Annotated in this window: 11 protein-coding genes; 5 read left to right on the top strand and 6 right to left on the bottom strand. The window is 70.1% G+C overall.

Going from position 1 to position 13,921, the window contains the following annotated elements; all coding sequences use genetic code 11:
• The 4 genes from Mrose_RS11375 to Mrose_RS11360 all read right to left on the bottom strand — a co-directional run.
• Positions 1 to 188 (bottom strand): prepilin-type N-terminal cleavage/methylation domain-containing protein (locus Mrose_RS11375; protein WP_119278335.1); only part of this gene is annotated, 188 nt, incomplete at its 3' end.
• 8 nt (positions 189 to 196) lie between these two features.
• The gene (locus Mrose_RS19645; protein ID WP_275052660.1) at positions 197 to 4,660 is read right to left on the bottom strand and encodes an alpha/beta fold hydrolase; all 4,464 of its coding nucleotides are present in this window, start codon (positions 4,658 to 4,660) and stop codon (positions 197 to 199) included.
• A gap of 7 nt (positions 4,661 to 4,667) precedes the next feature.
• Positions 4,668 to 5,477, bottom strand: a complete 810-nt coding sequence (locus Mrose_RS11365; RefSeq protein WP_119278329.1) for an IclR family transcriptional regulator — start codon at positions 5,475 to 5,477, stop codon at positions 4,668 to 4,670.
• A 67-nt stretch (positions 5,478 to 5,544) separates the two neighbouring features.
• On the bottom strand, positions 5,545 to 6,210 hold the full coding sequence (locus Mrose_RS11360) for a GntR family transcriptional regulator (RefSeq protein ID WP_119278327.1): 666 nt from the start codon (positions 6,208 to 6,210) through the stop codon (positions 5,545 to 5,547).
• A gap of 136 nt (positions 6,211 to 6,346) precedes the next feature.
• Here Mrose_RS11360 and Mrose_RS11355 point away from each other — a divergent pair, with 136 nt between their 5' ends.
• Genes Mrose_RS11355 through Mrose_RS11335 form a run of 5 tightly spaced genes read left to right on the top strand, consistent with a single transcriptional unit; the run spans position 6,347 to position 12,100 of the window.
• The gene (locus tag Mrose_RS11355) at positions 6,347 to 7,309 is read left to right on the top strand and encodes a Bug family tripartite tricarboxylate transporter substrate binding protein (RefSeq protein ID WP_119278326.1); all 963 of its coding nucleotides are present in this window, start codon (positions 6,347 to 6,349) and stop codon (positions 7,307 to 7,309) included.
• Between the two features lie 32 nt (positions 7,310 to 7,341).
• Positions 7,342 to 7,782 (top strand): tripartite tricarboxylate transporter TctB family protein, encoded by a 441-nt coding sequence (locus Mrose_RS11350; protein WP_119278324.1) that lies wholly within the window; start codon positions 7,342 to 7,344, stop codon positions 7,780 to 7,782.
• Complete coding sequence (locus Mrose_RS11345; RefSeq protein WP_119278322.1) at positions 7,779 to 9,284, top strand: tripartite tricarboxylate transporter permease; 1,506 nt, start codon at positions 7,779 to 7,781, stop codon at positions 9,282 to 9,284. The genes Mrose_RS11350 and Mrose_RS11345 overlap by 4 nt, the downstream gene beginning before the upstream one ends.
• A gap of 5 nt (positions 9,285 to 9,289) precedes the next feature.
• Positions 9,290 to 10,249: an alcohol dehydrogenase catalytic domain-containing protein gene (locus Mrose_RS11340; RefSeq protein WP_119278343.1), complete on the top strand. Its 960-nt coding sequence runs from the start codon at positions 9,290 to 9,292 to the stop codon at positions 10,247 to 10,249.
• Positions 10,250 to 10,258: 9 nt separating this feature from the next.
• Positions 10,259 to 12,100, top strand: coding sequence for a bifunctional sugar phosphate isomerase/epimerase/4-hydroxyphenylpyruvate dioxygenase family protein (locus tag Mrose_RS11335; protein WP_119278321.1), 1,842 nt, complete (start codon positions 10,259 to 10,261; stop codon positions 12,098 to 12,100).
• Between the two features lie 11 nt (positions 12,101 to 12,111).
• Here the strand turns inward: Mrose_RS11335 and Mrose_RS11330 are convergent, their stop codons facing one another.
• Together Mrose_RS11330 and Mrose_RS11325 are read right to left on the bottom strand one after the other, a co-directional pair.
• Positions 12,112 to 13,188 carry an enolase C-terminal domain-like protein gene (locus Mrose_RS11330; RefSeq protein ID WP_119278319.1) on the bottom strand — a complete coding sequence of 359 codons (1,077 nt, stop codon included), beginning with the start codon at positions 13,186 to 13,188 and terminating at the stop codon, positions 12,112 to 12,114.
• Entirely contained in the window at positions 13,175 to 13,909 is a 735-nt protein-coding gene (locus tag Mrose_RS11325; protein ID WP_119278317.1) for a DEAD/DEAH box helicase family protein, read from the bottom strand. Before Mrose_RS11325 ends, Mrose_RS11330 begins: the two co-directional genes overlap by 14 nt.
• Positions 13,910 to 13,921 lie beyond the last annotated feature (12 nt).

The raw sequence follows: 13,921 nt of genomic DNA, 5'->3' as shown, positions 1-13,921 counted from the left end.
CCCTCCCCCACCGCCTGCTGGGCCGCGCCCAGGCCCCGCCGCAGCTCGGCCTGCAGCGCCCCGCCCTGCAGCAGGGCCTGCTGCTGGCGGCCGGAGGCCACCGTCACCCGCAGAACGGCGGCCGTCACCGCTGCGGCCAGGGCCAGCGCTACCAGCAGCTCGACCAGCGTCAGTCCTCGCGTGCGCATGCCCCCTCCTACTGCTCCCAGCAGCCCTCGAAGATCAGGCCCCACTGCCTCCAGCGGCAGTACACCCCGCGCCACTCCGCCCGCGCCGGGTAGACCTCCCCGGCCGCGGGGCTGTCCAGCGGCAGCCCGCCGACGGCGTGCAGGCGCCAGTAGTAGCGGTGGATGTAGCGGCCGAGGGTGCCGGTGCGCTCCTCGGCGAACATGTGCTGGTAGCCCTGCGGCCGGTCGAGAGCGTAGGCGAGGCCGGGGGTGAGGGCCAGGGCGTAGGTGCCGGGCTTGAGCTCGGTGTAGACCGCCACCCCCCCCTGCAGCAGCTTCAGCGCCGGGGGAGTGCCGTCCTTGAAGCGCGGGTCGGAGCCGGAGTAGTTCTTGACTATCTCCAGGTCCAGCACGGCCTTGTTCTCCGGCGCGTAGCTCACGCTCACCGAGGCGGTGGCGCCCCCGCGCACCTCGACCTGGGCGGGGCCGGAGGGGTAGAAGGCGATGCCCCGGTTGGAGGTGGCGCGGGCGTCGAGGGGGTAGACCCCCGGGGCCAGGTAGTTCACCACGTAGCGCCCGGGCGCGGTGTAGCGCTCCCCGGCGAAGGTCACGTCCACCGGGGCGTTGGCCGAGGAGCGGCTGATCTCGAGCACCACCGAGCCGCTGGCGGCGTAGGCCACGTCGATGCGGGCGGTCTGACCGGCGGAGACCACGGCGCTGAAGGATCCCGAGGGGGTGTAGCGGTAGCGCGCCCCACCCCCGGCGTCGGCCTCGAGGGTGGGCGGGTTGGCGGTGTAGGTGCCGGGCGGCAGGTCGTCGAAGCTCTGGTCGGCGGCGCTCACCCACAGGCTCGCCGGCCCGCTCACCGCGTAAGCGGGCGCGGAGGGCAGGCCGCTGGTCACCACCCGCAGCCGGCCGCTGACGGGCGCGTAGGCCAGGCCGACCTCCTTGACCTCCCCGTCGGCCAGGGTGTAGGCCCCGGCGTTGCCGCTGGCGCGGTAGGTGTAGCCCCCCACGAGCAGGTCGGGAGTGGTGAGGCGGTAGCTCCCGGGCAGCAGGTCGGGGGTGGCGGTGACGCCGCCCGGCAGGTTGGCGCTGTAGGGGCTGGGCCCGCTGAGGGCAACGGCCGCGGCGGCCCCCTGCGGCAGGCCGCTGACGGTGAAGCGGAAGCGCCCGGCCACCTTGCGCCAGCGCGCGCCGAGCTCCACCACCGCGCCCGGGGCCAGGCTGAACTCGGTGGGGCTGACCGTCCCCTGGTAGCTGAAGCCCCCCTCGGTGAAGCCCGGAGCACTCGCCCGGTAGCTCCCCGAGGGGATCTCGTAGCTGCCCGACGCGCTCCAGACGTAGCCGCGGGGCCCCTCCAGCGTGACCTGCCCGGTGGGGCTGCCCGCCAGGCTCAGCCGCACGGTGCCCGCCAGCTTGACGTAGTGCACCCGCGCCCGGGCGGTCTGCCCCGCGGCCACCTCCACCGTCGCCCCCTCGGCGGCGTAGTCGAAGCCCCCCTCGTCGCGCAGGGTGAGGGGCTGGAGGGTGTAGGCCCCGGGGGCGAGATCGGGGAGGGTGGCGCTGCCCTGCAGGGTGGCCACCTCCCGGCCCTCGCGCAGCACCCGCACGCTGGGGGTGGGCATGGGGGACGGGCCCTCGACCTCCACGGCCAGCGCCCCGCTCTGCGCCGCGTAGCGCACCACCAGGGACTCGCGCTCGCCGGGCTCGAGGCGGAAGGTCTGCGCCTCGGCGGTGTAGGCGTAGGGTCCAGCCTTCACGGCAGCGGGGGTGAGGCGGTACTCGGCGGCGGGCAGCCCCTCGAGCAGCCCCCCCGCGAAGGCGTAGTCGAGCCCGGCGCCCTGCAGGCGCAGGCTGGCGCTCACCCCGGCGGGCAGACCGCTCACGCTCAGCTCCACGTCGCCCTGCTGGCGCGTGTAGGCCACGCTGGCACGTGTGGTCTGCCCCGCCTCCAGCCGCAGCGCCTGGGGTGGGGCGCGGTAGGCGAAGCTGGCCAGGCCGTAGGGGGTGGGCTCCTGCCGGACGACCTCCAGCGGGGTGAGGGTGTAGTCGCCGGGGGGGAGGTCCTCCACGACCCCCGCCCCCTCCAACGCCCAGCTCGCGGGGCCAGCCAGGCTGATGGGCGTCGCCCCGCCCACCCCGCCGACGCTCACCTCCAGCCGCGCGGTGACGGGGGCGTAGACCGCCCGCACCGTCACGGTCTGGCCCACCGCCAGCTGGAAGGCCGCGGGCTCGAGCGCGGCGGCGTAGGTGAAGCCCCCCTGGCGCACCGCGCGGGCGAGGAGGCGGTAGTCGCCGGGCGGCAGGGGGTAGCGGCCCGAGCGCTCCAGGCGGAGGCCCATCGGGCCCTCGAGCTCGAGGTCGCCCGCCTCCAGCCCCTCCACGCCCAGCTCGAGGGTGCCCGACTGCCGCACGTAGCGCACGCGCACCTCGGCCGTCTGGCCGGGCTCGAGGGCGAAGGCGGGGGGCTCGAGCTGGGGCAGGTAGGCGAAGCCGCCGTGAGACAGCCCCTCGGCCTGCAGCCGGTAGGCCCCGGTGGGCAGCGCGGGGTTAACGCCGGGGGCCAGGTCGTAGCGGCCCCCGGCGTCCAGCTCAGCCACCACCCGCGCCGCCGCGCCCGGGGGCAGGCCCTCCAGGCTCAGGCGCACCGTGCCCTCCTGGCGGACGTACTCCACGGCCAGGTCGTAGCGGCCCCCGGCGTCCAGGGCCAGCCGGGCCTCGGCCGGGCGCGGGGCGTAGGCGTAATCGCCCACCTTCACCGCCGCGGCGGTGAAGGTGTAGGCCCCGGGCTCGAGGCCCACCAGCTTGCGGCCGGAGGGCAGGGCCTGCTCAAAGCCCCCCGGCCCGCGCAGCCAGGCCTGGGCCCCCACGCCCGCCGGCAGCCCGGCGGCGCTGAACTCCAGCACCGCGCTGGCCGGGGCGAAGCGCACGACCGCCTCGGTGGTGCGCCCGGCCTCCAGGGTCACCTCCTGCGGCGCGGCCTCGTAGAGGAAGTCGCCCTCGGCGTAGCCCAGGGGCTGGACGCTGTAGCGGCCGGGGGCCAGCTCCCACTCCCCCCCGGCCGCGCCGAAGCTCGCCAGCGCCTCCCCGCCGCGCAGCACCCGGCCCAGCACCCCGCCACGCTCGCTGCCCTCCACCCGCAGCCGCAGCCGGGCGGTGGAGGGGGCGTAGGCCACGCGGGCTTGGGCGGTCTGGCCCGCCTCCAGCTCCACCGCGACCGCCTCCGCGACGAAGGTGTAGCCCCCCTGGCGCACCGGGCGGGGGGTGAGGGTGTAGGCCCCGGGCGGCAGGTCGCGCAGGGTGGCGCTGGTCTCGACGGCGGCCTCGAAGCCCCCGGGGCCCGCCAGCCGCACATCGCCGTGCGTGACCCCCTCCAGCGCGACTTGCAGGTTGGCGCTGGCGTAACCGTAGGCCAGGCGCATGCCAGCGGTCTGGCCGGGCGCCACCTGGGCCGGCGCGCCCTCCACCCGGGCCGTGCACTGGTAGTCGCCGCAGGGGACGGGCCCGGCCGCCAGGGTGTAGAGGCCGGGCTCGAGGTGGGGCAGCGTGGTGCTCTCGCGCACCGTGAAGGTGCCGGAGGGACCGCTGACCAGGGCGTTCACCGCGCTGCCCGCGGGGGCCGAGACCGCCAGCGCCAGGGCCCCCGAGACGGGCTGGTAGCGCACCACCGCCCGCGCGCCGCCGCCCGCCTCCAGCCGCTCGACCTCGAGGGGGGCGGCCCGGTAGTCGTAGCGCGCGTCGCGCAGGGGCAGCGGGCTGAGGCGGTAGGACCCGGGCGGCAGGCCCTCCAGGCGGCTGAGGCCCCAGCGGCGCACCTCGTGGCTGGCGGGGCCGCTGACGAGCACCTGGGGCGGCGCGTCGGCCCCGCAGAGCACCAGCGTTCGGGCGCGAATATTCCCCAGCTCAGCCCGCAAGTCCGCCTCGCGCAAGGCCATGCAGGTGCCGATGTAGCCCTCTGGGGGCGTACGGCTGAGCATGTTGTAGTAGCCCCGAGCCTGGGCCGGCTGCCGCGTGAAGAAGGCGGGCGTAAACCAGCGCTCGATGACGCTCCTGGCCACTTCGGCCAGGGAGTTCTGGCGGATGGCGGCAATGCGCTCGTCCCAGGAGGCCTCGCTCCCGATGCGGGCCCCGGTGTCGCACAGCACCAGGGCCTCGACGCGCTCGGGACAGGCCAGGGCGAAGTCCAGGGCGATCAGCCCTCCCACCGAGATACCCACCAGGATGGCCCTGGGAATCCCCAGGTGCTCCAGCAGGGCCTGGAGGTCTTGGGTGTGGTCGCGGAGGGCGTAGGGCGCGGGGGGAGCGTCGGAGAGGCCGTGCCCGCGCTTGTCATAGCGCAGGACGCGGAAGTGGGGGGCCAATTCGGCGGCCAGACTATCCCAGATGCGCAGGTCGCTGCCCAGGGAGTTGATGAAGACCAAAACCGCATCCCCCCGGCCCTCCAGGCGGTAGTGCAGGGTGAGGCCGTTTACGTGCGCGAAAGAGGCCATCTCCACCTCAGATGCCCAGCAGGGGGGTGAGGGACTGGGCGGCCTGGCGCAGCACCGGCAGCAGGTTGTGGATCATCTCGGCCTGGGAGACCCGCCCGGCCTGTGCCCCGATGTTCATGGCGGCCAGCACCTTGCCTCGAGCGTTCTTCACCGGCACCGCGACCGAGCGCAGCCCTAGCTCGAGCTCCTGGTCTACCAGGGCATAGCCTTCGCTGCGCACCCGCGCCAACTCCTCGCGCAGGCGTTCGGGGTCGGTGAGGGTGTGGGGGGTCAGGGGGCGCAGGGGCGTGCGCTGGAGGTAGGCCTCCAGCTCCGCCGGCTCCAGGGCCGCCAGCAGCACCCGGCCCATGGAGGTGCAGTAGGCAGGCAGGCGGCTGCCTACGCCCAGCCCCACCGAGATGATGCGGCGGGTGGCGGCGCGGGCGATGTAGACGATCTCGCCGCCTTCGAGGATGCTGGCCGAGCAGGACTCGTGGGTCTGCTCGCTGACCTGCTCGAGCACCGGCTGGAGCAGGCGGGGTAGGGGGGTCGAGGAGAGGTAGGCGTGGCCCAGGCTGAGGATTTTGGGGGTCAGCCAGAAGTGCTTGCCGTCGGTACCCACGTACCCCAGGGCGCTGAGGGTCAGCAGGGAGCGCCGGGCGGTAGCCCGCGTCAGATGGGCCAGACGGGCGACCTCGCTGATGGTGAGCCGCTCGTGGTTCTGGTCGAAGCAGCCGATGACCGCCAGCCCGCGGGCCAGGGCCTCGACGAAAAATCCCTCACCGGCGCTCTCAGGGGGGTCCTCCTCGAGGGCGAGGAAGGCAGTTTCCGGGTTCATGGTCGTGGATTATAGCACACGCTGTGCGCTGTGTGAACACCGTGCGCTATGCGCACAAATCTGCCGTTCACCCTCCCGACCCCACCAGCAGCGACTTGATGCGCAGGATGTGCTGCTCGATGAGCTCCACCGCCGCCTGCCGCTGGCCCTCGATGATCAGGCGGGATAGGGTCTGGTGCTCGGCGAAGCTCTGCTCCCGGCGGCCTGGGTACTTCTGGAAGATGCGCATGGCGATGCGGTAGAGCATCTCCTGCTGGCGCTCGAGGGCCTGCACGATCTGGCGGTTGCCCTTGAGGGAGGCCAGGAACTTGTGGAACGCCATGTCGGCGCTCACCAAAGCCTGCCGGGTGCTCTGGGGGTCGTGCACGACCTGGGCCTGAGTCTCCAGGTGCGCTTGCAGGACCTGCACCTGGGCATCGCTCAAGGTGCCGGCGAGGCTGCGTACCACGAAGCTCTCCAGGGCCAGGCGGTAATCGATGAAGTCCAGGATGTCCTCGAAGGTCAGGGCCAGCACCACGATGCCTTGCTGGGGGGAAACCCGCACGTAGCCTTCGTTTTCCAAGCGGGCGATGGCCAGGCGCACCGGGGTCTTGCTCATGCCCAACTGCTCGGCCAGGGTGCGCTCGGAGAGGAAGCTGTTGGCCCGGATCTCCTCGTCGAGGATGAGTTGCTTGATGCGCAAGTAGGCCTGCTCGCGCAGAGGGAGGGTCTCGAGGTCGGGGGAGCTGATCACGAAGCCAGTCTAGCTCAAATCGAACTGAGATGCCAGTTGAATTTGAGTGGCACCTCGGTTATAGTGACCCTGCTTCTCTTACAACCAAGGCACAGCCCCTGTAGGTCTTGCTGTAAGCGAAGAAGGGAGGAAGACGATGAAAAGGTGGTTTGCGCTGCTGGCAATTCTGGGGATGGCGCTGTTCGCGATGACCGGGATGGCGCAAAAATACCCTACCCGCCCCATCACCCTGGTCGTGCCCTGGTCGGCAGGGGGCTCCACGGATCTCACGGCTCGGGCCCTGGCCCCTGTGCTGGAGAAGGCCCTTGGCGTGCCGATCCAGGTGGTCAACCGCACCGGTGGCGGTGGCGCGGTGGGGCATGGGGCCATCGCTCAGGGGCGCCCCGATGGCTACACCATCGGCATCATCACCCTGGAGGTGGTGCTGCCGCCCTGGGTAGCCCAGACCAAGATCGATGCCAGCTCCTTCGCCCCCATCTCCTTGCTGGTGCTCAACCCCGTGGCCATCGTAGTGCGCAAGGACGCCCCCTGGAAGACGGCCCAGGAGCTGATCGCGGACCTCAAGCAGAACCCTGGCAAGTACAAGGCCTCGGGCACGGCCAAGTGGGGCTCCTATGACTTCGCCCGCCTGGGTTTCCTCAAGAGCATCGGGCTCAAGGACGCTGCGCTGCCCTGGGTTCCCACTCAGGGAGCGGCTGCCGCCTTGCAGGAGCTGATCTCGGGTGGGATCAACGTGGCCTTCGTTTCCATCGGAGAGGCCAGCGCCCTGGTCAAGGCGGGCGAGGCCCGCTACCTGGCGTTCATGACCGACAACCGCTTCCCCGCTTTCCCGGATATCCCCACCCTGAAGGAACTGGGCATCGACTGGACCTTCGCCTCCTTCCTGATGGCCGCGGCCCCCAAGTTTGCCCTGCCCTCCGTGGTGGATCAGCTCGACAAGGCCTTTGCCAAAGCCGTGCAGGACCCGGAGTTCGTGCGCTTCATGAACAACGCCAACCTGGTGATCAACCACCTCGACCGCAAGGCCAGCCTGGCCTTCCTGGAGGAGCGCACCAAGGCCATGAACCAGATCGTCCAGGAACTGGGACTCAAGTTCTGAGGCCATGACCTCGAGCCGTCGGGGAGTTCTTTATGGCCACTGAGCGATTTTGGGAACTTGTAGGGGCCCTGCTGGCCTTCGGACTGGGCCTGGCCGCCCTCATCCTCAGCCGGGGGCTGCCCCAGATGGAGGGTGGATATCCTGGGCCTGCCCTGTTTCCGGGGATCCTGGGTGTCCTGCTTGTTTGCTGCGGCCTTGGAGTTTTCCTCGGTGCCCTGCTCCAAGCGGGCCATTCTCGAGGGGTGGCCGTCGAGGGTAGGAAGGGTTTGGTGAACACCCTGGGCGTTCTGTTGAGCCTGGGACTGGCCCCTGTGATGCTCGCCCGCCTTGGCCTCATCCCTACCGCCGTGGCCTATGCTCTGTTCGCCTGCCTCCTGCTGAGGGCCCGCTGGCAGGAGGTACTGGCCGTGGGGGTGGCTATGGGGCTCTTCGTGTATGTAGTCTTCATGCGTTTCCTGGGAGTGCAGGGATGAGTTTCTTCAGCCCAGAGGCCCTTTTGGCCCTCCTCCTGGGTTCGCTGTACGGGGCCGTCTTCGGCGCCATCCCAGGTCTGACCGCCACCCTTGCCCTGAGCCTGGCCATCCCCGTCCTCCTCTTCCTAGGACCCTACGTGGCCATGGCTGCCATCATCGGCATCACCTCCACGGCCATCTTCGCCGGGGACATCGGCTCCGTGCTGGTGCGCATACCCGGCACCCCGGCCTCGGCGGCTTATACCGAGGAGATTTACGACATCGGCCAGGAACGCTCCCCGGCCTATGCCCTGGGGATTGCTTCCATACCCTCGGCCATCGGTAGCCTCATCGGGCTGGTTTTTCTTGTCCTGGGCTCGCTGGCCCTGGTTTGGCTGGCCAAGCAGTTCTCCTCCTTCGAGTACTTCTGGTTGGTCCTGCTGGGCATCGTCAGCGGCATCTTCGCCGTACCTTCCCTTCTGAAGGGGGCCATCGCCTTCGGCATCGGCATGCTGCTGGCCACCATCGGCTACGACCCGGCGCTGGGCCACCCCCGCTTTACCTTCGGCCAGCCCAACCTTCTGGGGGGGATCGACTTCATCATCGCCCTGGTGGCCTTCTTCGGGGTCAGCGAGGTCTTGGAGCACCTCTTTCATGGCTCCAGCCGCCAGGAGTTTAGGCGGCTGGAGCGGCTGGCACGGGGGAGTTCGGTGTTCCGCGAGTTCTTCGTGGAGACCTGGCGGCTTTGCCTGAGGGAGAAGTGGGGCCTGTGGCGCTCGTCGGTCATCGGCACCTTCGTCGGTTTCCTGCCCGGCGCCGGCTCCGACATCGCCGCTTGGATATGCAGCAACTTCAGGCGCATGCGCGGCGGCACCAAGGAGCAGATCACCCTGGAAGGGACCACCGCCAACAACGCGGCGGTGGCCGGGGCCTGGATCCCGGCCATGGCCCTGGGCATTCCTGGAGATACCCTGACCGCGATCCTCCTGGGGATGTTCCTGGCCATGGGCATCACCCCAGGCCCCGAGCTCTTCAACAAATACTCTAGCCTGGTCGTCCAGATCTACCTGGCTTTCTTCCTGGCCAGCGTGGTGATCATGCCTTTTGGCGGTTATCTGAGCGCCCTCATCGTCAACGCCCTCCTCAAGATCCCCATGCGGGCGCTGATGGGGATGGTGCTGGGGCTGTGCGTGGTGGGTACTTATGCCGTCAACAACAACCCTTTTGACCTCTACCTTCTGGCCATCCTCGGGGCGCTGGGCTTCGTGCTGCGCCAGGGTGGCTTCCCGATTGGTCAGGTGGTCCTGGGCATGATCCTCGGCCCTTTGCTCGAGCAGCACTTTATGGTCAGCATGATCAAGACCCACTGGAGCTTCGCGAGCTTCTTCGAGCGTCCCGTGGCCATCCTTCTGGCTTTGGCCAACGCGCTCCTCGTTGCGCTGATGCTGGGCATTCGCTACCAGCAGTGGCGCAGACTCAACCGGCTGAGGATGCTTGCCAGCCTGGCCAAGCCGGAGGAGTGAGCCCCATGCGCGCGGTGGTGCTTGAGGACTTCGGGCGGCTGGTGGTGCGCGAACTCGAGCCCCCCCAGGAAGGGGAGGTGCTCTTGCAGGTCGCCGCTTGCGGCGTCTGCGGCAGCGACCTCAGCGTTTACAAGGGCACCCCCGCCATGCGGGCGCGCTGGAGCCCGCCGCTGGTGCTGGGGCACGAGATCGCCGGGGTGGTGCTGGAGGGGCCCGCGGAGTGGCAGGGCCGGGCGGTGACGGTCAACCCGCTGTTGTCTTGCGGGCAGTGCGAGCCCTGCCGACGCGGCCTGAGCAACCTCTGCCCCCAACGCACCAACGTGGGCTTCCACTACTGGGGGGGCTTCGCCCAGCAGATTCGCCTGCCCCTGGGACAGCTTCACCCCCTGCCCGAGGGCCTGCCCCTCTGGAAGGGGGCTCTGTGCGAGCCGCTGGCCGTGGCGCTGCGGGCGGTGGAGTTGGCCGGGGGGATGCTGGGCCGCAGGGTGCTGGTGATTGGGGGCGGGGCCATCGGAACCCTGGCGGCCTGGCTGGCCGCGCGGGCCGGGGCGGAGGTCTGGGTGGCCGAGCGCAACCCCCTGCGGCGGGCCTGGCTGGAGGGGCTGGGCTTTCTGAGGGGGGTGCTCGAGGCCCCCAGCGGCTCCTACGAGCTAGCCCTCGACTGCGTGGGTGCTCAGGCCACCCCTGGCCTGGCCGCATCACACGTTCAGCCTGGAGGGCAGGTGGTGCTGGTCGGGCTGGAGGCGGTGGAGGCTACCCTCCCCTTGCAACGCCTGGTGCTCCAGGAGATCGGCCTCAAGGGGGCTTACGTCTTCACCCACGACGATTTTTCCCGCGCCACCCGGCTGCTCGCCGAGCTGCCCGATGAGCTGGCGGTGGTGCGCCCCTTCGCCCAGGTGCAGGAAACCTTCGACCTGCTGTTGGGTGGGCGGCTGCCCCAGGCCAAGGCGGTGCTGATCTGGTAGGGAGGAAGCATGCGCACATCCATCGCCACGGTATCTCTCAGCGGTGACCTGCGGAGCAAGCTCGAGGCCATCGCCGCAGCGGGCTTCGAGGGAGTAGAACTCTTCGAGAACGATCTGCTGAGCTTCGAGGGCAGCCCCCGGGCGGTGGGAGCCTTCGCACGCGAGCTGGGCCTAAAGATCGTGGCCTTCCAGCCCTTTCGCGACTTCGAAGGGATGCCCGAGCCCCAGCGCAGCCGGGCCCTGGAGCGGGCCGAGCGCAAGTTCGACCTGATGGAGGAGATGGGCACGGATTTACTCCTGGTGTGCTCGAACGTCTCCCCCCACAGCCAGGGGGGCCTGGACCGGGCCGCCGAAGATCTGCGCGAGTTGGGCGAGCGGGCCGCGAAGCGGGGCCTACGGGTGGGCTTCGAGGCCCTGGCCTGGGGCCGGCACATCCACGACTACCGCGACGCCTGGGAGGTAGTGCGCCGGGCCGACCACCCCCACGTGGGCACCATCCTCGACAGCTTTCACATCCTGGCCCAGAGCCTTCCCCTCTCGGTGATCCCCCGCATCCCCAAGGAGAAGATCTTCCTGGTGCAGGTGGCCGACGCGCCCAGGCTGGAGATGGGCCTGCTGCCCTGGAGCCGCCACTTCCGCAACCTCCCCGGACAGGGCCAGCTTCCCCTGGCGGAGTTCATGCGGGCGCTGGTCGCCACCGGCTATGCGGGCTTTGTCTCCCTGGAAATCTTCAACGACCAGTTCCGCTCCGTCCCTCCGCGGGAGGTGGCTTTGGACGGTTACCGCTCGCTGGTGTACCTGCGAGAGTTGGCCGACCCCCAGAGCCTGCCGCCGCCGCCGGAGTGCCGTGGGGTGGGCTTCATCGAGTTTTGCGCCAGCGAGGGTGAGGCAGCAGAGCTGGAAGGGCTGCTACAGCGCATGGGGTTTCGCCGCACCCGAAAGCACCGCTCCAGGCAGGTGAGCCTGTGGCAGCAAGGCCGCATCAACCTGGTGGTCAACGCCGAGAACGAGGGCTTTGCCCACGCCTACAACCTCGTACACGGCACCTCGGTGTGCGCGCTGGCCCTCGAGGTCGCCGCACTGCAACCGGCTTTGGCCAGGGCCGAGGCCTACCGCGCGGCCCCCGCCGTGCTGCCGGAGCAACCCCTGCCCGCGCTGCGGGGCCTGGAGGGCAGCCTGCTGTACCTGCTGGAGCCCCATTCCCCCTGGGCCGAAGACCTCGAGCCGCTGGAGAGCGCGGGGCCGGGGGTGGGCCTGGAGGCGGTAGACCACGTGGCCCAGGTGATGCCCCCCGCCCGGCTCCTGTCCTGGAGGCTCTTCTACCGCACGGTGCTGGGCCTGGAAGCCTCTGACCTCACCGAGATCTCCGACCCCAGCGGCCTGATCCAGAGCCAGGCCATGCAAAATCCCGAACGCTCCTTGCGGCTGGTGCTCAACGCCTCGCAGAACACCGGCACCCTGGCCTCGCGCTTTCTGAACGCCTACTACGGGGGCGGGGTGCAGCACATCGCCTTCGCTACCTCCGACATCTTCGCCACCCTGGAAGCGCTGGAGGCCAACGGGGTGAAGCTTTTGCCCATCCCGGAGAACTACTACCTCGACCTCGAGGCCCGCTACGCGCTGGAGAGCGAATTGCTGGAATCCATGCGTCGCCACAACGTACTCTACGACCAGAGCGAAGAGGGGGAGTTCTTTCATGCTTATACCCAGACCTTCGCCGACCTGTTCTTTTTCGAGATCACGCAGCGGCGCAACTACGATGGCTTCGGCGCGGTGAACGCGCCCGTTCGTATAGCGGCTCAGGTGCGCCAGATTCGCCAGGCGCTACACAATTTGGAGACGCAATTTTAGCCGAAGCCAGATCATAGGGCGTACTTTTCGAAAGCCTCGGGCTCGAAGCGGCAGCCCCGGAGCTCGTCCCAGTACAGCCAGCCCTCGCGCAGAGGGGGGAACTCCAGGAAACTGCCCTGGGCCTTGAGGTGGAAGGCCAACTCGCAGGGCTCGGTCACGGGCTCGAGGAAGGCCAGCAGCGCGCTGTGATAGGTGCCGAAGCTCGACAGCGCCTGCGAGCCTACCATCACCCCCTTGCCCGCCTGCTGGGCCAGCCCCATCATGGCCAGGCTCTGGGTGTAGCCGGTGCGGGCGGGCTTGACGTTGAGGATGTCGAAGGTGTCGAGTTGCAACTCGCGGCGCAGGTCGCGGGGGGTGAAGCAGGAGTCGTCGGCGATGAAGCGCAGCCAGCGCCTCTCGCGCAGGGCCTTTCTGGCCCTGATTTCCTCGATGGGCAGGGGCTCCTCCACGTACGACAGCCCGGCGGCGGCCCAGGCCTTGAGGTAGCGCTCGCCGCTCTCAGGCTCGAGGGTCTCGTTTGCGTCGGCGTAGAGGTCGGCTTCGGGGAAGTGCTGCTTGAGCAGCTCCAGGCGCTTCAGGTCGCCCTCCAGGTCACGCCCGACCTTGACCTTGAACACCCGCACCCCCGCCGCCCAAACCGCCTCGGCGTCGCGCAGCATCTCCTCGGGGTCGGCGATGCCCAGGATGTAGCTCACCCGCACCCGGGAGTGCTGGGGCTCGAGGGCCTGCCACAGCTCCTGGCCCTGCGAGCGGGCCCAGGCCTCCCACAGCGCGATGTCCAGCCCGCCCTTGGTGGTGAGGTGGCCGGGGAAGCCCCCCAACACCGCCTGGATGGCCTCGGCGTCCTCCACCTCCAGGCCCAGCAGCCGGGGGGCGAGGTACTCCAGCGCGGCCAGCACGGTGGCCTGGGTTTCGCCGTAGATGGTGGGGCGCGGCGGGATTTCGGCCCGGCCCACCGAGCCGTCGGAGAGGCTGACCTCCAGCAGCACGTGCTCCATGGCCTCCATCTCGCTGGCCTTGCCCCAGCGCAGCGCCCCCCGCAAAGGGATGCGGAAGGGCCGGGCCCGGATGGCGTCAATGCTGGGCATGGATCCTCCTCACCAACTCCCCAATCTGATGGGCTTCCTCGGCGACGCTCAGGGTCTCGGTGTCGAGGAAGAGGGCGCGGGGGTGACCCCCCAGCAAGCGCCGGGGCCCCTCGGGGCTGTAGTTCTTGCGCTCCTCGGCCACGATCTTGAGCTTGGCCAGCAGCTCCTGAGCGGGGAACCCCCAGGACATGGCTTGCTCGAGCTCCTCCTCCGAGAACACTCCCTGGGCCACGGCGCGAATCTCGCTCTCGTCGGTGGAATCCAGCCTCACCCGGTCGAAGCGGTCCCCGCGCCCTAGCAGGCGCGCGAGGCGGGTGAGGTCGCGGGCCTCGAGCACCACGAAGTGAGCCAGGGGCAGGTGCTCGAGCGCATAGGCTACCTCGGCTTCCCCCCGCAAGCCGTCGAAGAGCAGCGGCCAGGTGGGCAGGGTACGGGCCCGGCTCAGGGCCTCGGCCACCCCGCCGGGGTGCGTTTCGCGGAAGCGCCGGGTCAGGGCGAAGCGCTCAGCACGGTCGAGGGTTTTGCCCTCGGCTCCGAACAGGGGCAGCACGTAGCGATCGACCACCTCGCGCCGGTCGGGCAGGGTGGGGTAGGCCAGGGCCTCGAGCAGGCTGCTCTTGCCCACGCCGGTGAGGCCCACCAGCACCAGCAGGGGCAGCTCGGGGAGGGCTCTGGCCTCGGCGGGAGGGGTCTCGGAGGGGAGGAAGAGCGGGTGGCGCATCAGGTCATACCT

Origin of the sequence: Calidithermus roseus (assembly GCF_003574095.1) — a bacterium.
Classification (GTDB): Bacteria; Deinococcota; Deinococci; order Deinococcales; family Thermaceae; genus Calidithermus; species Calidithermus roseus.
Note: the sequence above shows the minus strand (reverse complement) of the source record. Positions and strands in the feature narration are given on the sequence as shown.